Here is a 20,497-nt window from a genome sequence, read left to right as displayed (position 1 = left end):
ATAAATTTTTTTTGCTGTACTGTTTTTGAGTGAGTCCACATAATCGCGCTTTTGTTTAGGGGCCGGTGATACACGAACCTGCTTGGGTGTTTTCACTTAACGATTCGTGTCGACAGCGACCCTTTTATTCCGCTACTCAAGGGGCAATTCGTATGCGCGGTTGGATCATTTACAAAGACTCTGCCAGTTTGTTAAAACCTGAAATTTATGAAATAGATAGATTAATGGCGGTGGCAAAGGAAGAAGGTATTGATCTTCAAGTTTACTCACCAGATCAATTCGATCTATTAGTAACCAGGGAAGATGAAGAAAGTATTCTAATCGATGGTCAGCCCGTTGCGTTACCTGACTTTGTATTGCCACGTATGGGGGCAGGCACGACTTACTTTACGCTTGCGATCATCCGTCACCTTGAGCGTTTAGGCGTACATTGTTTTAACTCTTCGCAGTCTATCGAAACCGTCAAAGATAAGCTGTATGCTCAGCAGATCCTTGCAGAGCAAAACTTACCAACACCAAAAACCATGCTGGTTAAGTTTCCTGTAAATATTGAACTGGTGGAGAAGCAAATTGGTTTCCCTGTCGTGATTAAAACGCTATCAGGCTCGCAGGGCAGCGGCGTATTTTTGTCAAAATCACGCGGTGAATTTGATGATTTGATGCAACTCATTGAAGCAACAAATCCAAAAGCAAATATCATTTTGCAGCGTTTTGTTAAGTCGAGTCACGGTCGAGACCTACGTGTATTAACCATTGGTGGCCGTGCTGTCGCTTGTATGGAGCGCAACTCTGGTGGTAAGAACTTTAAGGCCAATGTAAGTTTAGGTGCAAAAGGTAGCCCACACCCGATCACCCCTGAAATCGAATGGCTAGCAACACAAACCGCTAATATCCTGAATCTAGATGTCGCTGGCATCGATTTATTATTTGATGAAGAGCATTTTAAAATTTGTGAAGCAAACTCAAGTCCAGGATTTGAGGGACTTGAACAAGCTGTAGACATCGATGTGGCGAGAGAGATTTTACACTTTATTCGTATTCGCTTAGGGATCTTTAACCGCACTGGTCAATCAAAGAAGAGCAGTAACGGCACTAAAGCGAGTAAAGAGAAAGTAGTGGAGTAATACTGCTACGTCATAACACGAAAGGAGCTAGGTCAAGCTCCTTTTTTATTGCGTGAAGGGCTCAAGCGCGCCTCTTAGTGCGTCAAGCTGAATTGGCTTAGACAGAAAGTTATCCATCCCAGCTTCATAACAGGCTGCCTTGTCGGACTCTGAAGTATTAGCGGTCAACGCAATAATATGCGGCCCTTTGCGTTTATCTTTTGAAAGCCTACGAATGCTGCGAGTGGCTTCGAAGCCATCCATTATCGGCATGACGCAATCCATAAACACAATATTAAAGGTTTTGTTTTGGCATGATTTTACGGCTTGCTCGCCGTTATAAACTTTGTCGATGTGCGTTGCACCAAACTGATTCAGTAACTTTTCCATCACCAGTACGTTGATTTGGTTATCATCTACAAGCAGGATTTTACATTCTGATAGGGAGATGGGCTGTTCTTCAGTCTTTTGCTCTCGTACGTCGTCTGCCTCGTCTGCAAATTCTATTGGGAAGGTAACGATAAAGGTACTTCCTTTACCCAACTCACTTTCAACCTTTACTCCGCCTTGCAACAAGTTACAGAGCTCAAATACGATGGAAAGGCCAAGACCAGTCCCACCAAAATGCCGACTTACACTGGCATCGCCTTGGCTAAATGGTTGAAAAAGGTGTGATTGATTGGACTTTGCAATACCGATGCCTGTATCTGAGACACTTAATTGTAGAACCGGTGAAGTGTCACTTTCAAGTACATCGGCATAAATATCGACACTACCCGTTGGCGTAAATTTGATGGCGTTGCTCACAAGGTTAGCAATAATTTGCTTAACTCGGGTTGGATCTGAATAGAGCCAACCTGTCCCTTTTTTGTTTACATGGAAGTTGATTGAAAGTCCTTTTTCGCGACAGGCTGGACTGTACAGGCCTACAACTTGCTCGACTAGCTGATGAAGATCAAACGGAGTATTGTCTAGCTTCAGGTTATTACTATTTAGCTTACTGAAGTCCAAAACGTCATTTATTAAGGTGATCAACATGTCTGCACTGTTGACCGCAACGCTCAAGTTGCTTTTGATTTCTTTTATGTCGGTTTCTTTTTTGCATGCTTGAAGCATGCCTACTAAACCATTTAGCGGGGTTCTTAATTCATGGCTGATTTTGGCGATAAATTCACTCCGCGTCTTGAGAAGTTGCTCCGCCTCTTCACGTTTTTGCTCTAATGCAATACGCATTTTAACTTGTTCATCAATATCTTGAATGGCACCAAAAACTCGGACGCATTCACCATTTTCATATTCACCTTGACCGTGAGAGGCGACCCACTTTTCGTTGCCGTTGGCATCAATGATAATGGATTCGATATCCCATTTGGTTTTTGAGGTGATAGCGTCGTCTATGGCTTGTTTAATATTACTTTGGTGGGCGCCAGATTTGTAAAAGCTGATAGCATTGTCGAGTGTTGGTATAAAGTTATCATCAACGCCGTGAATGAGTCGCGTTTGTTGGCTCCAATACACTTTGTTCTTTTTAAAATCGACTTCCCATGAGCCAATATCAGCAAGACGGCTCATCGCTGCTAATGCTTGTGAGCGATGTTGTATCTTCTTTAACGCCTTTTGCCGAGAAATTTCAACACCAATCCATTGACCTAGTAAACTCACGTAATCTAAGTGTTCTTGACTGAACGCCTGTGCTTTGGCACTGGATGCGGAAAAGTTGACGGTACCATAGCGTTTACCATCAACAATGATCGGCGCGCCAATGTAGCTCTCTAGGCCAAAGTTTGCGTAGCAAGGGTGAGTGGCAATTTCGCTAGTACCTGCGTGATGAAAAGACAGTGCGCTGTCTGCTTGTAAAGTATGCCAGCAATAGGTGTTTGCCAGTTCAAAGTCCGTACCTGCCAACAAAGAATTATCTGGAGTGATCGCATGCCTTACAGTGTATACGTCAGCTTGAATTTCACTGACGATTGCAATATCAAGCTCAAATACATCGAGGCCAAGCGTAAGCAGCGCCGTCACTTTTTCTTCAAATGTGGTGTCTTGGTTTGTGGTGATGAGGTGTAATCGTTTTAAAATACTCACAAATTTCACGTTGACAGTACAAAGCGGCTAATCATTTAACTTTAACCGCTCTTTGCCAACTTGCCAACATTAAATCGTTTGAATCTGTCGAGATAATTTCCGTTTTTCAAAGGATTATGAATAAAATAGAGCTCGCGGGATTTATCACAAATTTTTAAGGCAAGTCTATGAAATACGTAGGTCTATTTTTTTTATTAATGACAACGGCAGTAAGTGCACAAACACTTCGTGTTGCTACCTTTAATGTCAGTATGGAAGCAACGAACTACCAAGAAAAAGGGCAAGCAATTGACTCACAGAAGTTGAGTCAATTGCTACAAAATGGTCAGCACCAACAAATAAGAAATATTGCAGAAATTATTCAGCGTGTTCGCCCAGATGTGATTTTGCTCAATGAATTTGATTACATCGCTGAGCCAAATAAAGGTGTGCAGGCATTTGTAAATAACTATCTAGCGCAACCTCAAGCGGACCAGCAGCCGATATCTTACCCTTACTTTTATATTGCGCCAGTCAATACTGGATTACCAACACCGTATGATTTAGATAATGACGGCAAGCAATCTAACTATGGCGGTGATGCCCAAGGGTTTGGGTTATATGAAGGTCAATATGGAATGGTTGTACTATCAAAGTATCCGATTAAAAAAGAGCAAGCCCGAACCTTGCAGACATTTCTTTGGAAAGATATGCCAGACCACAGGGTGACAATAGATCCGACGACGAAGCAACCTTGGTATAGTGAGCAAGAGTGGAAAAACTTGAGGCTAAGCTCAAAGTCTCACTGGGACTTGCCTATTGAAGTGAACGGCAAACTATTTCACCTACTGGCGATGCACCCAACTCCCCCTGTGTTTGATGGTGAAGAGGATAGAAATGGCAACAGAAATCACGATGAGATCCGCTTAATGGCTGATTATATCGATCCCAAACGTAGCCAATACATTTATGATGATAATGGCGTCAAAGGTGGCCTTAAAAACGATGCACGATTTGTCATTGTCGGTGATTTAAATGCTGCTGATACAGGGGATAAACATAGACCGGGTGTGATAGAGCAGCTATTAGATAACCCTAAGGTATTCTCGAACTTTACGCCACAGAGCGAAGGGGGAAGTGAACATAGCGAGGAAAGTGCGAGTCGCAGTTATACCGCACATTGGGGTGCACGCGTAGATTATGTTCTGCCTTCAAAATTCGGCTTTCAACTGGTTAACAGCGGGGTCTTTTGGCCTAGTAAAGAAGACCAATTATTCCGTTTAGTGGAAAGTCGCCATGCAAGTTCCGATCATCGCTTAGTTTGGATAGACGTGGAAGTTAAGTGACTTCAGCGGTTGGTCAATGGTATTGCTATTACAAATTTAAACAATGACTAACGGAACTAAACCGTAATAACCTCTAAGCTTGCACTGAATGGAACAGGAGAGTGTGATGAAAAGAATTCTATTAACTGTAGGTTTAGCGGTTTGGTTATCTGGGTGTGCTCATCATGATGATGTGCGCCCTTCTTCTGACGGTGTGCATACTATAATGTTATTTGCCGATAGCCGCGATGCTGGCAGTAAAGAAGCACTAAGGCAGGCAAAGCACTATTGTAAACAGACCGAACAGGTTGCGTATGTTGTAAATCTAGATATTATTTACAACAGCGATACGCCTGAGAGTACTTATGTCACTCAGAATGGGCTGGCTAATGCTGTTGATGCAATGGGTATCGCTATGTGGATTTTTGGTAAAAACAGTGTAGACGACGCCGGTGCTGCCTTGACCCTCAGCGGAGGAATAGCTGATGGTGCGCTCGGGAAACCTTATGATGTGCGATTAAATTTCAAATGCAGATGAGTGAGTAAACTGCATACCTAACATTGCAGTATGCTTCAGTCTCCACCTTCTTTCGGTTTATTGTTTTTGGGTGTTACCTTATCTTTGTCAAAAGGCGCCGTCTGCTCGTCGATTTTCTTTTTCATTTCAAATTTGGCGGAATATTTTAACAACGCAATGTTGCTCCAGATCACCCCTAACACGCCAACAATGATCAAAATCACTTGCCATGTCTCTAATTGATTATTCATTCTACCCCCTAAAAGTTATCTATTTTTAAATTTGTCCTGAAATAGGTGGGCATTTTAGCGCGACTGTTGATATTATTCACCACCTAGTCATTTCGCGATAATTATGCTGCATATATTTACATTCTGAGGATAATAGCGCATTCATGGAACAAGTGTTAATTTGGCCTGCCCAGTATCCCATGCTGTTAAAGGGGTTAATCGAACAAAACGGTGCTTATATTCTAGATGCCATAGAGGCATGGCCGAATTGCCAACAAATTAAAGATGAGCAGGGTGTAACGACCACTGTTCTACCTCCTTTATTCTACCTTGCTTGGTTACGCCCGCTAGAGCCGTTCGAAGCCTGTTACTTTCAACATATTGATGACTATGACGACAAGCAGCGTCAATACGTTAATAGTGTGATTCAACACATTGAAGACAATGAGACCGATCAGGATGAGCTAATAAAAACACTTATTCAGCGCCTTGGTCAGTATTCAAATATTCAAGTCCAAGTACAGGATCAACACTTATCTTTTGTAGAATTGCTTTGTGACAAGCAATATGAAAAAACTTTAATTTGGTTATTAGAAATAGGAGTGAAATTTAGTGCGAAAGAAATTGTGTCTCTATGGTGCAATAGTTCGCAAGAAATTCACACCGCTTTGCTAACCCATCTTGACACTTGTATGCTCGACCGGGCTGCCACCGCGAAGTTAGCTACGGATAGTCTGTTGGATGGGCAGCTGACGTTCGAACTGCTATGTGCCATGTGTGATGAAGATGAGGTGAGCGGCCTTTTGGAGCAAGCATTATTGTTTCAATTAACCCAGCAACAGGTGAAACAGTCTGCAATTATTACGCTGGTTACACAGGGAGCAAAAGGAACCGCAAGAGATAGCAGTGGGCGTTCTGCTATTATGCTGGCTGTTGAAAATGGTTTTGTGAGTGCGGTTGAAACCATGTTGCCACACCATAATGTTAATGAGTTAGATGAATCGGGCCGCAATTTAATGCATTATGCGGCGGCATCTAACTCGGCAGCAATGATAGAAATGATTTTTGAACATGGTGATGACCCAACACTCGCGGATATTCATGGTGACACCCCTTACCGTGTGGCGATGAAAAATCAGGCGCTTACTTCTAAGCAAACATTTGAACAGCACGGTATAATCGAGCTTTCTAATGAAGCAAAGTATCAAAAAATAAAAACCGTCCATATTCTTTATGCCTTTGCTGCTATTTTATTACCACTTCAGTTATTTTTATTTTTTACTGATGAAGTGGATGAAAAAACCATAGCAACACTTGTCACTACGGCTGCTTCTATCGCAATTTTTGTTTTTGCGAGGCGTAAACGCAGCAACCCTCTATATCCAAACAGCTCAACGCCTTGGTCACTCATCGGTGTAAATGCGTTAGCATGGCTTAGTATTGGTGTGCAGGTATTGTTTTCAGTATTGGTGTTGATAGCCGTACTATCATTGCAGTAGTTTACTGTAACGAACTAAGCTGATAGATTGATGCTAAAAAGCGCAGTTGCTTAATTGAAGACTGCGCTTTTTTAATGTGGTTACACAAGCGAGATTATGACTCTTTATGTTCGTGAGCTGCCTTTTCGTCAGCGAGGTCTTCTTTTAACTTGCGGATCTTCAATCCTAACTCTTGACCTCTGTGCCTTGCATAGTAGGTACAACCAATAAACATGGATGTTGCAAAGCCAATCTCAAGCAGGACTAACAGAAGCTCGTCTGGAGATGTCCACAAAAGGGTAAAGCCATGGATAAAATAAAACATCACGATAAAGTTAGCCCAAGCATAAGTATAAGGCTTATCCTGTAGAATCCCTTTAAGCGGGAGTAATAAAGGTAAAACGTACACCACAAAGACAAAGCCCAAGCTGTAACCTTCTCTTGGTGCAAGCACAAAGAGCCAAAGTGGCATCAATATTAAAAGGCCAAAATACCCAACTAGCGCAAAGAGTTGAAAGCGCCTAGTGATAGGTTTTTTTGCAATTTCATTCATGTTAACTTTTCCGCGATACGTAGCAGTCGACTAGCGGCTGCACGGCAAATTTTGATTTCGGTTTGAGTGAGCGAGACATTGTTTTGGCTGCCAGCGACGTGTGTAGCACCGTAAGGCGTTCCGCCCATTTCGGTCGCCAAAAGTTCTGGCACATCATAGGGAATGCCTAACAACATCATGCCGTGGTGTAATAACGGTAAAGAGAGGTTGAGTAGGGTTGCCTCGTTGCCACCGTGCATACTGCTTGAAGACGAAAATACGCAGGCCGGTTTATCGATAAGCGCGCCTTTAAGCCATAAGTCGCTGGTGGTTTCCCAAAACGCTTTGGCTTGGGCTGCCATCATACCAAAACGTGTTGGCGTACCGAACGCCAGACCGTCACACGATATTAAGTCTTGCTTTGTTACTACCACATCATGATCTTGGCGTTTCTCGAATACGCGGATCATAGCTTCCCCGCCTTGTGCCACTATGGTATCTGCAAATTCGTGCGCCATATTCGCCACAGAGCCATGACTGGAGTGGTATAAAATAAGAATTTTACTCATTACAGGATATCAAGCACTGACTCTGGGGGTCTACCAATCGCTGCCTTGTCATCGTTGACAACGATAGGACGCTCAATTAGTTTTGGATTTTCGAGCATTGCTGTGCGCAGTGTCGTTTCGTCTGAGTCTTTCGATAGTCCAAGCTCTTTGTAGAGCGTTTCTTTGCTACGGATGAGTTGGTGAGCTGAGCTAAACCCAAGTTTAGAAAGTAAATTAGCTAAAGTGTCACTATCGATTGGCGTCTTTAGATATTCAATAACGATAGGATTAACGCCATTGGACTCCAGTAAAGCTAGGGTTTCACGTGATTTTGAACAGCGCGGGTTGTGATAGATTTCTACTGACATTATTTTGCTCTAATTCGTAATGTAAACGGATCATAGCTTAATGTCGAGGTGACGAAAAGCGATGCGCAAGAAATTTGGCTTAAATACGTTTTTACTATTGCTGTAAGCAATCGCTAAGCCTACAGCTTAGCGATTTCTTTTTGCATATTACGATATTGGCTAAGTAGCGCTTTCAGCCTAGTACGTTTGATATCTTCGTTATCTTCGACGTGATTAAGTGCACGTTGTACTTCATCCGCAGCTTTTGTGAATGCGCCGTATTGCGCGTAAACGCCAGCTTTTGATTCATGGTACGCGGCCTTGTTTTCTTGTGCTTCATAGGTTTGTGTGAGCAAATCACGAGCGAGAATATGATCCGGTTTCTCAAGCAAGAAGATCTTGAGTAGCTGCTCAGCAACTTCATACTGTTTTGCTTTTATTGCGGCATTGGCGTAATTCAGCGTGATAACTTGGTTATTGGGTCTAAGTTGATGTTGGGCTTGAAGCATCTCAACTGCTTTAGCAGATCTGTCCGTTGCAATTAAATAATCGGTATACACATCAAGGTAGAAGAGGTTATTCGGATCTTTTGCTAGTAACTCATCTAATAGTTTGCCAGCTTCCTCGTATTTTTTCTGGTCGAGTAAGGTGATTGCTAATCCGTACTGTAGTGCGCGTTTGTCGAGATCTGCAGAGCGATTTAAGGAGTTTCTAAAAAAGGCTTCTCCAGCATCTTCTGCATAATAGTATCGAGCAAGTACACGACTTTTAGCCAATGCATAGGAGAGGCTTGAAGGATAATGCTTTTTCTCGAATTGTTGTGCCCTAAGCCTAACATCTGATACTCGACTGTCGGGTAATGGGTGTGTAAGCAAAAAGGCGGGGGGTTTATTTTTAAAGCGAATTTGATCCGAGAGTTTAGTTAAAAATTCACTGGCTGCATAGGGGTCAAAACCTGCTTTATGTAATGTATTCATACCAAACCGATCGGCTTCCTGCTCTGCTTTTCGGCTATGCGTTAACTGGTTTAATGAAGACTGGGTCTGGCTTGCGGATAAGATAGCGATACCCGCATCTGGGGCAACAACGGTTGCCAAAATACCAGTAATAAGCCCCGCGATGGTTAAGGCGCTGTTGTCTTTTGCGTTTTGTACTCGGCGTGCTAAATGTCGCTGAGTTACGTGTGCAATTTCGTGGCCAATAACGGATGCTAATTGGCTCTCGTTATCAGATTGTGCAATGAGTCCGGTATGTACTCCTACATGACCCCCATAAAAAGCAAAAGCATTAATATCTTTATTATTTATCCAAAAAAAGGTAAATGGAAAGCGCACGTCATTAGCGTTGGCGACGAGGCGATTGCCCAGACTGGTTAAATACTCTTCAAGAACGGGATCGCCAACCACAGGAGAGCGGGAGCGCAGCTGCATCATCATGACTTCGCCAATCGCTTGCTCTTTTTCAATAGGTAGTACTTGGAGAGCCGAAGTTCCTAAGTCTGGTAACTTCAGCTCCGTTTGTGCAATAGCGCTACTGGATGTCGCGAGCGCAAACGTTAAAACGATTGAATTTAATAGGGGTTTTAACCGCATTTTAATCCCTTTTAAGATCTTCTCCGAGCATGATCCTAGCTAAGTCGACCTCATCATTGCATGCTCGAGCATCTTTTTCACAAAGTTGGTAAAAATCTTTTATTGAGACACCACCAACGCTGGTGATGTTCAATTCTTTTTGCAAAAACGTCACTGTCATATGCAGCACTTTATGCGCATGAAGTATTAAGGCTTTGTCAGCTATATCACCACGTTCAAAGTAAAACGCAATGAACTTATGGAGCTGGTTAATACGCAGTAAGTTTTTCATCGTGTGCGGATCCCACACTCGGAATTCTAAAAAACGATTATCTTTAACATAGGCATCAATCTTGGTACCTTTGGCTATTGGGTAAGCCCACAGCTCAAAGCCTCTTTCAGTAAATGCTTGGTGTAATGCTATTTGAGGTTTATTGTCACAGTGGATTATGCCACTGTCGTCTTCATAACCACCTAATAGGTCGATATTCCAGTTTCGCTTATCTAGCAAACGTTTGACTGCGTTATCAAAGCCGTGATGGAGCAGACCTTCACATTCACTCACTGCTGAGGCAACAAGGTGATAAAATGGTGGTAGTTCACCCCAATTAATTTGCTTTTTGTACCAATTTATTTCTTTTAATGTTGGATTGGCTGGCAATCGGGCCTTATTATTAACGCCTGGCATTAAGATTCCCAAGAAGTAGAGTATGCTATTAAGAATAAACCATCAACGCCTTGAGGGCTACTGCATTGAGTGATTTGTGTGGCGCCAAAACAACCAAAGTTGTACATGATTTGCGAGAATTTACCTGTCCTGCATTATTTGTTCAGTTTAAGTGGCGGTTAAAGCGACATGACTATACTCTAGGCAAACTTAAACTGCTGATGAGTCAGGAACAAAGCTTGTTAGATATCAAAAAGTATTTGGATGGTAACGCAATCAGTTACCAAATTATTGAACTAAAGGGTGAAGAAGTGTGTTTGGAGATCATGGATGTTTGAATTAGTCAAAGCGTGGTATATCAAGAAGTTTTCAGATCCGCATTCAGTCACGCTATTGCTGATGCTAGTTGCTTCGGTTGCGTTACTGTACTTTTTTGGCAGCTATGTCATGCCGGTGCTGGTGGCAATCGTGATAGCCTACTTGTTAGAGTGGCCAGTGAATAAGCTAACTCGGGTGACTGGCAGCAGGGTGTTATCAGCTGTCGTCGTGATGGCTGTATTTGTCGGTATTACCTTGGGTTTGGTATTTGGTATCGTTCCTGTTTTGTGGCAACAATTGAGCAATTTACTCCAAGAAAGCCCAACTATGGTTGAAGAAGGAAAAGATTTCCTCTTACATTTACCCGAATACTATCCGACTTTGATCTCTACCACTCAGGTTCAAGCAATTGTTACCTCGGTAGAAAATAAATTACTAGAGCTTGGTGAAGTCATTGTCTCAGCCTCGCTTACTTCATTAAGAGATGTGGTTGCATGGATGATTTATTTGGTGCTAGTGCCACTACTCGCTTTTTTCATGTTGAAAGACAAGTCAGAGCTGACGTCCGGAATCTCAAAAATAATACCTAAAGACAGAAAGCTCATTTCGCAAGTGTGGCATGAAATGGACCAGCAGATCATGAATTATATTCGGGGTAAGGTTTTCGAGATTGTTATCGTGGGTTTGGTGAGCTTTGTGACCTTTTCTATATTGGAGTTGCGCTATGCTGCATTATTAGGCACTTTGGTAGGGCTTTCTGTACTTATTCCATTTGTCGGTGCTGCACTGGTTACATTGCCTGTTGCTGCTGTTGCGCTATTTCAATTTGGTCTTGCGCCAGAGTTTTGGACTATCGTTATTGCGTACAGCATAATTCAAGCGTTAGACGGCAATGTTTTGGTACCGTTACTGTTTTCTGAAGCCGTGGATCTCAACCCTGTTTATATTATTGTCGCAGTGTTGTTCTTTGGCGGCCTTTGGGGTTTTTGGGGGGTGTTCTTTGCCATTCCATTGGCATCCCTTGTCAAAGCACTGATAAACGCATGGTCGAGTAAGAGTGAAGAATTGCTGGCCAAATAACCTCGTTCAGCCTATTGATAGTGTAACTTGTTGATAGGCTGAAAAAATGTTTTGCGCTTCGGGTTTGCCTTTGGCAACTCGTGCATAATGCTCCAGCGTTTTCTCTAAATAGCGTTTGGAAAGCGTACCTTGTTGCCAAATCGCTTTGCCTAATGGAGTTATGGCAGCGCCAGTCTTACCTGAAGTGAGATAGAGTACTTCGTAAATACGTCGATTTTCCTCAACCAGTGATTCATGGATCAGCTTAAGTGGCAAAGATTGTAAGGTTTGCCTCAGGGTATAATGATGATGAACTGGGCAAAGCAAGAAATCGACCTCGTCAGGTAATTTGTGGCAAAGGCTTGTCATCAGTTCTGCGGTTAAGTCGCCGCCAACACCTGCGATGATCACTAACTGCCTGCCTGAGTGCTGTGCAAGAGGGAGCTTCGCAACGTCTTGGGTGTAAAGGCTATAGCGCGCTTCAGCTTCTGGAAAGAAGCGTGCGAGATCTAGTTTCACTTTCGCGATAAGCGCTGGGACTACATCAACAAAGTGTATGTGCGCTTGGCTCGAGTCTAAAAATTGTGCACCAAGCTGGCCATGATCGCAGCAGCAGTCCCAAATATGTTGATAGTCTTCAGTAACAACGTCATGTAAAGTCTGTAAGCGTTTTCCAAGCTTCAAGTGGACTCCTTTTATTCAGGCGTAGGTGTGGTGCCGCGTTGCGCTAAAGTGATTAAGTAAGCGATGAATAAGGTAAATTGCACAGAGACTTACCGTAATTGCAACGCTCACTGAACTGAAGCGATATAGTGCGCTGTAGATTAAATCTTGATTTGGTGCGAGAGACTGCCCAAACAAGATCCCAAAAGTGGTAATAATACCAAAGCCAATCCCTGGAGCACCACCACTTAGCAAGTGATAGCGACTAAAAATGAAGACTAAGATCCATAAAATCAAAATTGGAAAAAGTAAAATCTGGCTATAGGTTTGCAGTAGGATTTGCGCTGCTAACGCTAAGTTACAGCCTATCAGCGTGCCGACTGCGCGTTGCCAGCCAGCAGTGCCCGCCGCCTTCCAACTCAGTGGAAAGAGAATTAATATTGATGCCGCTTGAGCGGAAACGGAATCTTGTAAATCTAGGATTTGGAATACCATAAATGAGAGTGTGGCTACGGTGGCGCATAGTAAGACTTCATGGCGAATACTTGCCGCATCTTTTGCTGGCCGTGGTGGTAATTGACGCACGGTAACGTCCGGAAATAACCAATGCATTACATATGCAGTTGCGATACTAATGATAATAGCCAGAGAGTTACTGGCTATGAGTGAATATAAGCCACCACTGGTTGAAGTATAACTGGCAAAATGAAGTTGGATTGATAGTCCCACCACACTCATTGCGCCAAATAAGAAGTTAACGCCTTTGCTCATTTGCAAAAACAAAAAGGCAAATAAGGCAAAAGTGAGTAAGGACATTAACGCAGGGTGGAAGCCAAATAGCCCTTGTAGCACCAATACCGAAAAGGCACAGAGCAACCCACTTAAGATAAACTGGCACACTATGTGTGCATTTAACATTGGTACTAATCCAAGCAGCAGCATGGGATATACGGTAAAAAAGATACCGTACGGCCAGTTGAGCAGTTTGCTTAGTGCAAAACCTAGCGTACTGCCAGTTGCAATACGCAGCATCTGTCTCAGGTCATTGGCGTTCAGTGCAACTTTCATATCAATAAACGTAGTGAAGTAGACTGACGAATTTGATTTGCGCTTGTGCAAGCGTTGCAAGCAAAGTGCTTTCAGGTAGGACTTGAACTGTCGCTCTTGCACCACTTGCTAGTAAAGGTAATGGCTCATCAAATGCTAAATAAACGCGTTGACGCTGCGCATCTCGCACCCAGCGGTTGGAAGTCTCAACGGCAGCCAATTGGCCGTCGGCATTAAGCTGTCCATCACTGACGCCGGCAGAAAACTCATGGATCACTGCAGGATAGACTTTGCCCGGTAACGCATCAAAGCTCACTAATGCTTGTTCGCCAATTTTGACGTGGTAAAGCGATTTTTCTCTGAAATCCGCAGCTAAGTCAATATTGTCCGAAACCAAACTGGTTAGACTCACACCCGTGCGAGCATAGGTACCCGTAGTGATCTGTAAGTTACTAATGATGCCATCATGAGGCGCGCGGACTTCGGTATAACTGAGCTGCAATTTAGCCTGCTCTACAGCATTTTGTGCTTGCTGTAGTGCAATATTATGTTCGTCGGCTGCACCACGCTTTACTTCAAGCGCATGCAGATTAGCTCTAAGTGCCCTAAGCTGTGACTTAGCCGTCGCAAAATTTGCTTGAATTTGATCTGATTCCTGCGTTGAAATTGCGTGTTGTGACAGCAAAGATTGGCTGCGCTTATACAGTCGTTGTTGCTCATCATACTTAGCTACAGCAGCCTCTATTTGCGCTTGCTGGGCAACTATTTGTGCATCTAATTGTTTGTTCTGTTGATTAACCTCTGCCAAAGCGAGCTCAGCCTTAGCTAATGCTAACCGATACGGCGCTTCATCGATAGTAAGCAGTAATTGCCCTTGCTGAACTCTTTGGTTATTGCTGACATTCACTGTAAGCACTTCACCACTGATTTTAGGCGTCACTTTGGTTACTTGATGATACACACGCGCCTGAGGCGTCATTGGTATGTAGAGATCAGCAAAGATAAAATAACTAAAGCAGAGTGCGAAAACGGCGATTGAAACCTTTACGTAGCGGGAAAATTGCTGATCTGGACTAAGTTTACTCACTGGTACTCCCATTTTCAGAAATATTGTCACAACATTGCTGAGCATTGTTCTCAAGTTTGACCAAAGCATGTGCAATAGCATTGAGCTCGTCATCGCTAAGCCCATGATATAAATGTGCCTTCACTTCACTGATCCGCATCTTTAGCTGCGCTAACTGGGCTTGCCCGTGCGCGGTGAAGTAGATTTTACGACAGCGTTTGTCTTGCTTATCAATGCGGCGCTCAATTACATTATTCTCTTCTAACTGTTTCATCGTGCGAGTCAGGCTCGGCATTTCGATATCTAAACTGCTCGCTAATTGGTGTTGTGTGCAGCCCTCACCTAAATGATGAATATGCATCATGGCAGTCCAGCGTGGCTGGGTAAAACCGAGTGGCTCTACAGCTTGGGTTACAGCTTGACGGCAAATTCTATGGACTCGGCCTAACTTGCCACAGAGACTAAGATCGAGCGTTTCATGAAATGGAAGTGACGACATGACTTAAGGTATATTTACTTAGCATGCTAAGCATTTTAAGTTAGTTAGCATGCTAAGTAAATGGTGCGCGTTTAGGTTATTGCAATATTAGCTTTAACTCTATGAATTGGCGGTGCTTATTTTTAGTAAGAATCGCGCATAGTGAACACAAACGTGGCTAATTACAGCGATCGCAACAACAAGTTCAAGCCAAACTAGGTATTGCAACAAGCTTAGCCAGCCTGAGTTTAAGTGCTCGCTGCTGAGCCAAGTGACGACCTTACTAATGGCGGTGACGCCGATGACTAAGGGAAAGGTATATGCCGCGAAAGCAGGACTAAATGGCAACCGCAGAAGCTGAATAAAAGCAAGATATATCGCTAGGGTCATAACAATAGCAATGCTCAGTAAAGCAAACACCACGCCAGCCGCTGGCATTGGGTGGACACTCAAATATCCTGCTAAACATAGACTCGCAGGCGCTGCCATAACTGCAATTGTGGGCTGGGTTTGCTGTGGTATGGCACTGCCTCTACATAAACGGTAAATCATGAATGGTAGCAGTAGCAGGTAAAATATAACCCCCAAGTACCAAAGTCCCATTGCCAAGGGTTGCAACGCTAACATGCCGTTAAAGGTGACATCGGCAACGACAAACCCAACAGGGGGAATAAACCAACTTGGCACTAGCTGGTTAAGCTCAAAATTGCGGCTGCGAAAATACACAAAGCTGGTTAGCAACCCTAAGTGAAGTGCAATGGCGAGCAGCCAAACCACAGTTGCGATAAGATGAGAATAGGCCGAGATGCTATGAGAAATCACCATGATGGTCATGGCGCTGGTTGGTAATACACTCCCAATCACTGGATCTGCGAGATCTGCTCTTAATTGAGCTGGTTGATGAATAAACTTAAGCACTAACAGCAATAAAATAAAGCCAGCCAGAAGTGCACTTGAAGGTTTTAATACAAAGAGTGCGGGAAAGAGATTACTGATACACCAGCCTAAACTAGCCAGCCCAAGAGCAAGACCAGACATCGGGGTGGGGATATTGGCGGTGAGCTTTTTACTATAAGAATGAAGAGTAGCCATGCGTAATTTCACAACAATTGTTCGGTGAAGGGATAATACGCTTGCGCTTTAATTAAGAATATCTGAATATATTTAAATTGGTGTTCAGTAATTCTTAACGAAGATGGTAACCCTCAAACAACTCAATGTATTTACGGTAATCGTGCAAGAGCGTTCGATCACGGCCGCAGCGGAAAAGCTATGTTTAACTAAGGCAGCTGTTAGCATGGCACTAGCGGAGTTAGAGCGCCATCTCGAGCAACCGTTATTCGATCGTGTAAATAATCGATTAATGATAAACTCTGCCGGAGAGCTATTACTACCGCATGCGCATCAAGTGCTTGATAGGTGTCGCTTCTTAGATTCCCTATTTAAAGAAAGCGAGAGGCTATATGGCGAAATTAAAATTGGTGCCAGCGATACCTTAGGCAATCATTTATTGCCTCCCATGTTAGCCGCTTTTCAGCAGCAAACTGGACACACGCAACAGCAGTTGTTTATCACCAATACGGCGAAGGTGTGCGCCATGCTTCGTGATTATGAATTAGATATTGGTTTTGTTGAAGGTCGAGTGATAGGCGAAGATTTAGACATCATGCCTTGGTTTGAAGATGAAATGTGTATCGTGAGTGCAATGGACTTCGTGGCAACTGACTTTCAAACTCTTTTGCAAAATCAATCTCGTTGGCTGTTGCGGGAACAAGGCTCCGGCAGTCGAGAGTTTTTCTTAGCGAATATTGCAACGCAGCTTACGTCGTGGCGAACCGCATTTGAGTTAAATTCTACCGAGGCGATTATAAATGGTGTGGCGGCAGGGCTCGGTGTAGCGTGTATCTCAAAATACTCCGCTGAACATGCCATAGCACAGCAACGAATTAAGGCGCTTTCAGGTTTAAAAGCCGCACCGAGGCAGTTTTGGCTGGTGACGCGTAAAGATAAATTTCAAAGCCCAATATTAACGCAACTCATTGCCTTTGCGACGCACTGGCGTCAAGAATCACGACAGAATTAGGGCCTGTCTAGCTACTCAATCCATCTTGTAGTTGGTATTAATTCCACAGACGCTGAATGAACTTTCTCATACCTCGGGTCTTTTAGACAATAGCAGATTAAGAGGTTACATATGTCGTTCAGAACTATCGACTATTCTATTTCAGGCCTGTTAGCAGTGAGCTTATTACTGCTTGGCATTTCATTTTTGTTTGGCGCTGGGCCAAATAGTATTTCAGGCACCTTTAGCTTTTACGGCTTAACGGAGTGGGTGCCTGTTGCCACACTTGGTATTGTATTTGGCTTTGCGTTAATGGTTGCCGCGGGTCTAGTCATTTTACAGCAATGTAAGATTGTTCCTACGGCGTGGCCGCTTGCCTTAATCGCCATCATTAGTTTATTTACCTTGTTGACGTTATTTGCCGAAAATCGTTGGATCGCAGCCCATGGTGGCTTTCCGGTTATTGGTTCTGGACAAGGGGTCATCAAATATTTTGCGTTAATACCCATCGCCTTATTTCTCTACTGCCGTCATCATATCAACGCGCGAGCGCTAGTGTGGGCGAACTATTTTCCTGTGGCATTGGTTTTAGCCTGGATCGGTGGGATGAAATTTCTCGAACTCGAAGCTAAGGCAATAGTGCCGCTAGTAGAAACTTCACCGTTTATGTCTTGGATGTATGAGCTGTTTACTGTGCAAGAAGCCTCAAACGTGATAGGTGCTTATGACCTATTGATGGCAGGCTTGCTTGGCATTGGCATTTGGTTCAAACAGCGAGTCTTGATTGGGGTTGCAAGCCTTGGATGTCTCGCGGTATTTGTTATGACGCAAAGCTTTCTGTTTACCGCCTCGGGTGCGTTTAGCGACATGAGCTTACTAGGCGGCTTGGGACAATTTGTGATTAAAGACTTGTGGTTTATCGCCAATATCATAGTGATGGCATTTTTGACATTGGAGTCCAGCCCGTCTGAGTCTCTAGAGTCTGCAGTCGCGTAAATTTCATTGTGATGCAGCCCCGCTGCCAAAAGAGCGTGACCTGAGTTGCGCTCTTTTTATTTTCATCATATGTGCCAGATGTGCCAAGTGAAGTTTTTTCTGAAAATAGTCCTATCGGCAGTGAAAATTAAATGTGAATAAGCTAAGGTCATAAAAAGTTGATATCAGTGGTCTAAGCTAGATTATCAAACGTATACAGCAAGATGCCATTGGCATTAAGTGGCAAAGTGAGCAAAGTTTAAAAGCTGCATGCATTGAAATGGTGTATGTATCGAAGTAGCAAGTTTAAAGAAGATAATTGTATGGAAAGACCAAATACATTAAAGCCAATCTGGCTTTCAGGTGGCGACGTAGAGAAAAAGCGCGCTGAGATCAAAGCATACTTCAACAACAGCTGGCAGCAGTACGAATCATTATTTAGCAATATCAACAATGACGATGCCTATTTTGTGAAGGCTGAGCGGTTACGGCATCCACTCATTTTCTATTTCGGTCATACCGCTTGTTTTTACGTTAACAAGTTGATGTTAGGGAAATACATCACTCAACGCGTTAATCCTCATATTGAATCTACCTGCGCTGTCGGTGTAGATGAAATGTCTTGGGACGACCTTGATAGCAATAATTACGATTGGCCAACGGTGTCTGAAGTGCGTGCTTATCGCCAACAAGTGAATGCGCTTATTAACGGGTTAATAGACAAGATGGATATTACCCTTCCAATTACCCAAGATAGCCTTGCGTGGGTTGTCCTAATGGGTATTGAACATGAGCGCATCCATTTGGAAACTTCTTCGGTGATCATACGAATGCTGCCGCTGGCTGACTTGACTTTACAACCCGGTTGGGAAGCGTGTGATGAGTACGGTGACGCACCTGACAACAGCCTAGTTTCAGTAAGTGGTTGTGATGTTCGGCTTGGTAAACCTGAGTCAAATCAAACCTACGGTTGGGATAATGAATATGGTGTGCAAGACGTCAATGTGTCGCCATTCAAGGCCAGTAAGTATGTGGTTTCAAACCAAGAGTTTTTAACCTTTGTCGAAGCTGGTGGCTACAATCAGCCTGAGTTTTGGACGGCTGAAGGTCAAGCTTGGTTGGCTTCAACTAAATCAACCATGCCGCGCTTTTGGATAAAGAAAGACACAGGCTTATGGCAGCGAAACTTAGCTGAGGAGATCCCGTTACCACTCAACTGGCCAGTTGAGGTTAATTACCTTGAAGCAAAGGCTTTTTGTAATTGGAAATCCGAGCAAAGTGAGCACTTCGTACGCTTACCAACAGAAGCTGAGTGGCAAGTACTACGTGATAAGCTTGATGTTGATCTGCCGACATGGAATGAAGCGCCAGGGAACATCAACCTTGAAGTATGTGCTTCAAGCTGCCCGGTTAATCGTTTTGAAACTGAAGGCTTATTCGACATCATCGGCAATGTTTGGCAATGGACGGAGAGTCCAATCGACGCATACAGCGGCTTTAAAGTGCACCCTTTATACGATGATTTCTCGACACCTACTTTTGACGGTAAACATAATCTGATCAAAGGCGGTTCTTGGATTTCTACAGGCAACGAAGCCGTGCGAGATTCACGTTATGCCTTTAGACGCCACTTCTTCCAACATGCCGGATTTAGATATATCGAAAGTGAGGAACCACAGGTGCCAGTGCAAAAGGTCAACTTGTGTGAAATGGATGCTGACGTTGCTAATGCGCTACATAGTCACTACGGCAAGCCTGTCATGCATTTTGGTAATCCATTGCAAAGTGTTGTTTCAAAGCTAATGACGCATTATCAAGGTAATACAGATAAAGCGCTGGACTTGGGATGCTCGGTCGGTCGCGCAAGCTTTGAATTAGCCAAACACTTTACACAAGTCGACGGTATCGATTTTACTGCGCGCAATATTCAGCACGCGTTGGCCTTAAAAGAAGGCTCACCGGTACGTTTTGCCACCGAGATTGAAGGTGAAATTGTGAATTTCCACGAAGTGTCGACTTCGCAATTGGGTTTTGATGAACTCAGTGATCGTATTCATTTCTGCCAAGGGGATGGTCATAACCTTAAACCACAATTCGCAGAGTATGACTTAATCTTATGTCATCGCGTTGTAGAGTACTTATATTCACCAAAAACTTTTTTAAACCAAATTAAATCGCGTTTGAACGCTGGAGGGATCCTTGCGATAAGTTCTGCCTATCAGTGGGACAAAGCGCTGACCCAAGCACAAAACTGGTTGGGCGGTTATAAGGTCAGTGGTGAAAATGTCACAGGCCGCGATGGTTTAGAAATTTTACTGGGACAAGACTTTGAGTTGCTCGCTGCAGACGAAGTGATGTCCGCCATAAGCAAAAACGCACGTAAAGTTGAACTAGAGGAGTGTCAACTTACGTTATGGCGTCTTAAATAGTCTTTGATACATATGCCA

The 20,497-nt window shown here is 43.5% G+C and carries 21 protein-coding genes; 9 read left to right on the top strand and 12 right to left on the bottom strand.

The features are described 5' to 3' along the window. Positions 1 to 152: 152 nt before the first annotated feature. Positions 153 to 1,124 (top strand): RimK family alpha-L-glutamate ligase, encoded by a 972-nt coding sequence (locus DRB05_RS15795; RefSeq protein ID WP_128727785.1) that lies wholly within the window; start codon positions 153 to 155, stop codon positions 1,122 to 1,124. 45 nt (positions 1,125 to 1,169) lie between these two features. Here DRB05_RS15795 and DRB05_RS15790 read toward each other — a convergent pair whose 3' ends face one another. Continuing rightward, the gene (locus tag DRB05_RS15790; RefSeq protein ID WP_128727784.1) at positions 1,170 to 3,188 is read right to left on the bottom strand and encodes an ATP-binding protein; all 2,019 of its coding nucleotides are present in this window, start codon (positions 3,186 to 3,188) and stop codon (positions 1,170 to 1,172) included. A 167-nt stretch (positions 3,189 to 3,355) separates the two neighbouring features. Here DRB05_RS15790 and DRB05_RS15785 point away from each other — a divergent pair, with 167 nt between their 5' ends. Together DRB05_RS15785 and DRB05_RS15780 are read left to right on the top strand one after the other, a co-directional pair. Then, positions 3,356 to 4,513, top strand: coding sequence for an endonuclease/exonuclease/phosphatase family protein (locus tag DRB05_RS15785; RefSeq protein WP_128727783.1), 1,158 nt, complete (start codon positions 3,356 to 3,358; stop codon positions 4,511 to 4,513). Between the two features lie 106 nt (positions 4,514 to 4,619). Beyond that, a complete protein-coding gene (locus tag DRB05_RS15780; RefSeq protein ID WP_128727782.1) occupies positions 4,620 to 5,030 on the top strand; it encodes a hypothetical protein in 411 nt (136 codons plus the stop codon). A 35-nt stretch (positions 5,031 to 5,065) separates the two neighbouring features. On the opposite strand, the gene DRB05_RS15775 is transcribed toward DRB05_RS15780, so the two are convergent. Next, entirely contained in the window at positions 5,066 to 5,260 is a 195-nt protein-coding gene (locus DRB05_RS15775) for a DUF2897 family protein (RefSeq protein WP_128727781.1), read from the bottom strand. A gap of 143 nt (positions 5,261 to 5,403) precedes the next feature. On the opposite strand from DRB05_RS15775, the gene DRB05_RS15770 reads away from it, so the two are divergent. Further along, on the top strand, positions 5,404 to 6,738 hold the full coding sequence (locus DRB05_RS15770) for an ankyrin repeat domain-containing protein (RefSeq protein ID WP_128727780.1): 1,335 nt from the start codon (positions 5,404 to 5,406) through the stop codon (positions 6,736 to 6,738). Positions 6,739 to 6,832: 94 nt separating this feature from the next. Here the strand turns inward: DRB05_RS15770 and DRB05_RS15765 are convergent, their stop codons facing one another. From DRB05_RS15765 to DRB05_RS15745, 5 genes are all read right to left on the bottom strand, one after another. After that, the gene (locus DRB05_RS15765; RefSeq protein WP_128727779.1) at positions 6,833 to 7,270 is read right to left on the bottom strand and encodes a DUF2069 domain-containing protein; all 438 of its coding nucleotides are present in this window, start codon (positions 7,268 to 7,270) and stop codon (positions 6,833 to 6,835) included. After that, the gene (wrbA, locus tag DRB05_RS15760; protein ID WP_128727778.1) at positions 7,267 to 7,818 is read right to left on the bottom strand and encodes an NAD(P)H:quinone oxidoreductase; all 552 of its coding nucleotides are present in this window, start codon (positions 7,816 to 7,818) and stop codon (positions 7,267 to 7,269) included. Before wrbA ends, DRB05_RS15765 begins: the two co-directional genes overlap by 4 nt. After that, complete coding sequence (gene arsC, locus DRB05_RS15755; protein ID WP_128727777.1) at positions 7,818 to 8,165, bottom strand: arsenate reductase (glutaredoxin); 348 nt, start codon at positions 8,163 to 8,165, stop codon at positions 7,818 to 7,820. Before arsC ends, wrbA begins: the two co-directional genes overlap by 1 nt. Positions 8,166 to 8,284: 119 nt before the next feature. Continuing rightward, on the bottom strand, positions 8,285 to 9,736 hold the full coding sequence (locus DRB05_RS15750; protein ID WP_128727776.1) for a M48 family metalloprotease: 1,452 nt from the start codon (positions 9,734 to 9,736) through the stop codon (positions 8,285 to 8,287). 1 nt (position 9,737) lies between these two features. Continuing rightward, complete coding sequence (locus DRB05_RS15745; protein ID WP_128727775.1) at positions 9,738 to 10,403, bottom strand: hypothetical protein; 666 nt, start codon at positions 10,401 to 10,403, stop codon at positions 9,738 to 9,740. A 65-nt stretch (positions 10,404 to 10,468) separates the two neighbouring features. Here DRB05_RS15745 and DRB05_RS15740 point away from each other — a divergent pair, with 65 nt between their 5' ends. Both DRB05_RS15740 and DRB05_RS15735 read left to right on the top strand, forming a co-directional pair. Then, complete coding sequence (locus tag DRB05_RS15740; protein WP_128727774.1) at positions 10,469 to 10,720, top strand: hypothetical protein; 252 nt, start codon at positions 10,469 to 10,471, stop codon at positions 10,718 to 10,720. After that, entirely contained in the window at positions 10,713 to 11,780 is a 1,068-nt protein-coding gene (locus DRB05_RS15735) for an AI-2E family transporter (RefSeq protein WP_128727773.1), read from the top strand. The genes DRB05_RS15740 and DRB05_RS15735 overlap by 8 nt, the downstream gene beginning before the upstream one ends. Before the next feature lie 6 nt (positions 11,781 to 11,786). Here DRB05_RS15735 and DRB05_RS15730 read toward each other — a convergent pair whose 3' ends face one another. The 5 genes from DRB05_RS15730 to DRB05_RS15710 form a co-directional block, all read right to left on the bottom strand. Then, entirely contained in the window at positions 11,787 to 12,443 is a 657-nt protein-coding gene (locus tag DRB05_RS15730; protein WP_128727772.1) for a tRNA (adenine(22)-N(1))-methyltransferase TrmK, read from the bottom strand. A 15-nt stretch (positions 12,444 to 12,458) separates the two neighbouring features. After that, on the bottom strand, positions 12,459 to 13,490 hold the full coding sequence (locus DRB05_RS15725) for a DUF2955 domain-containing protein (protein WP_128727771.1): 1,032 nt from the start codon (positions 13,488 to 13,490) through the stop codon (positions 12,459 to 12,461). 1 nt (position 13,491) lies between these two features. Then, positions 13,492 to 14,556 (bottom strand): HlyD family secretion protein, encoded by a 1,065-nt coding sequence (locus tag DRB05_RS15720; RefSeq protein ID WP_128727770.1) that lies wholly within the window; start codon positions 14,554 to 14,556, stop codon positions 13,492 to 13,494. Continuing rightward, a complete protein-coding gene (locus DRB05_RS15715; protein WP_128727769.1) occupies positions 14,549 to 15,034 on the bottom strand; it encodes a MarR family transcriptional regulator in 486 nt (161 codons plus the stop codon). Before DRB05_RS15715 ends, DRB05_RS15720 begins: the two co-directional genes overlap by 8 nt. Positions 15,035 to 15,133: 99 nt before the next feature. Further along, complete coding sequence (locus tag DRB05_RS15710) at positions 15,134 to 16,105, bottom strand: TDT family transporter (RefSeq protein WP_193554579.1); 972 nt, start codon at positions 16,103 to 16,105, stop codon at positions 15,134 to 15,136. Positions 16,106 to 16,208: 103 nt separating this feature from the next. Here DRB05_RS15710 and DRB05_RS15705 point away from each other — a divergent pair, with 103 nt between their 5' ends. The 3 genes from DRB05_RS15705 (at position 16,209) to ovoA (ending at position 20,479) form a co-directional block, all read left to right on the top strand. Beyond that, on the top strand, positions 16,209 to 17,096 hold the full coding sequence (locus tag DRB05_RS15705; protein WP_128727768.1) for a LysR family transcriptional regulator: 888 nt from the start codon (positions 16,209 to 16,211) through the stop codon (positions 17,094 to 17,096). 111 nt (positions 17,097 to 17,207) lie between these two features. Further along, a complete protein-coding gene (locus DRB05_RS15700; RefSeq protein ID WP_128727767.1) occupies positions 17,208 to 18,071 on the top strand; it encodes a DUF417 family protein in 864 nt (287 codons plus the stop codon). A gap of 302 nt (positions 18,072 to 18,373) precedes the next feature. Further along, the gene (gene ovoA, locus DRB05_RS15695; RefSeq protein ID WP_128727766.1) at positions 18,374 to 20,479 is read left to right on the top strand and encodes a 5-histidylcysteine sulfoxide synthase; all 2,106 of its coding nucleotides are present in this window, start codon (positions 18,374 to 18,376) and stop codon (positions 20,477 to 20,479) included. The last annotated feature ends 18 nt before the right edge of the window (positions 20,480 to 20,497 follow it).

The organism is Pseudoalteromonas sp. A757 (assembly GCF_004103285.1).
In the GTDB taxonomy this organism is placed as follows: domain Bacteria; phylum Pseudomonadota; class Gammaproteobacteria; order Enterobacterales; family Alteromonadaceae; genus Pseudoalteromonas; species Pseudoalteromonas galatheae.
Note: the sequence above shows the minus strand (reverse complement) of the source record. Positions and strands in the feature narration are given on the sequence as shown.

What these genes read in the sequence shown, in the direction of transcription:
- DRB05_RS15745 (WP_128727775.1), bottom strand. Translation starts at nt 10,403, where the DNA reads ATGCCAGGCGTTAATAATAAGGCCCGATTGCCAGCCAATCCAACATTA.
- ovoA (WP_128727766.1), top strand. Translation starts at nt 18,374, where the DNA reads ATGGAAAGACCAAATACATTAAAGCCAATCTGGCTTTCAGGTGGCGAC.
- DRB05_RS15765 (WP_128727779.1), bottom strand. Translation starts at nt 7,270, where the DNA reads ATGAATGAAATTGCAAAAAAACCTATCACTAGGCGCTTTCAACTCTTT.
- arsC (WP_128727777.1), bottom strand. Translation starts at nt 8,165, where the DNA reads ATGTCAGTAGAAATCTATCACAACCCGCGCTGTTCAAAATCACGTGAA.
- wrbA (WP_128727778.1), bottom strand. Translation starts at nt 7,818, where the DNA reads ATGAGTAAAATTCTTATTTTATACCACTCCAGTCATGGCTCTGTGGCG.
- DRB05_RS15750 (WP_128727776.1), bottom strand. Translation starts at nt 9,736, where the DNA reads ATGCGGTTAAAACCCCTATTAAATTCAATCGTTTTAACGTTTGCGCTC.
- DRB05_RS15710 (WP_193554579.1), bottom strand. Translation starts at nt 16,105, where the DNA reads ATGGCTACTCTTCATTCTTATAGTAAAAAGCTCACCGCCAATATCCCC.
- DRB05_RS15795 (WP_128727785.1), top strand. Translation starts at nt 153, where the DNA reads ATGCGCGGTTGGATCATTTACAAAGACTCTGCCAGTTTGTTAAAACCT.
- DRB05_RS15785 (WP_128727783.1), top strand. Translation starts at nt 3,356, where the DNA reads ATGAAATACGTAGGTCTATTTTTTTTATTAATGACAACGGCAGTAAGT.
- DRB05_RS15705 (WP_128727768.1), top strand. Translation starts at nt 16,209, where the DNA reads ATGGTAACCCTCAAACAACTCAATGTATTTACGGTAATCGTGCAAGAG.
- DRB05_RS15770 (WP_128727780.1), top strand. Translation starts at nt 5,404, where the DNA reads ATGGAACAAGTGTTAATTTGGCCTGCCCAGTATCCCATGCTGTTAAAG.
- DRB05_RS15735 (WP_128727773.1), top strand. Translation starts at nt 10,713, where the DNA reads ATGTTTGAATTAGTCAAAGCGTGGTATATCAAGAAGTTTTCAGATCCG.
- DRB05_RS15775 (WP_128727781.1), bottom strand. Translation starts at nt 5,260, where the DNA reads ATGAATAATCAATTAGAGACATGGCAAGTGATTTTGATCATTGTTGGC.
- DRB05_RS15715 (WP_128727769.1), bottom strand. Translation starts at nt 15,034, where the DNA reads ATGTCGTCACTTCCATTTCATGAAACGCTCGATCTTAGTCTCTGTGGC.
- DRB05_RS15700 (WP_128727767.1), top strand. Translation starts at nt 17,208, where the DNA reads ATGTCGTTCAGAACTATCGACTATTCTATTTCAGGCCTGTTAGCAGTG.
- DRB05_RS15725 (WP_128727771.1), bottom strand. Translation starts at nt 13,490, where the DNA reads ATGAAAGTTGCACTGAACGCCAATGACCTGAGACAGATGCTGCGTATT.
- DRB05_RS15780 (WP_128727782.1), top strand. Translation starts at nt 4,620, where the DNA reads ATGAAAAGAATTCTATTAACTGTAGGTTTAGCGGTTTGGTTATCTGGG.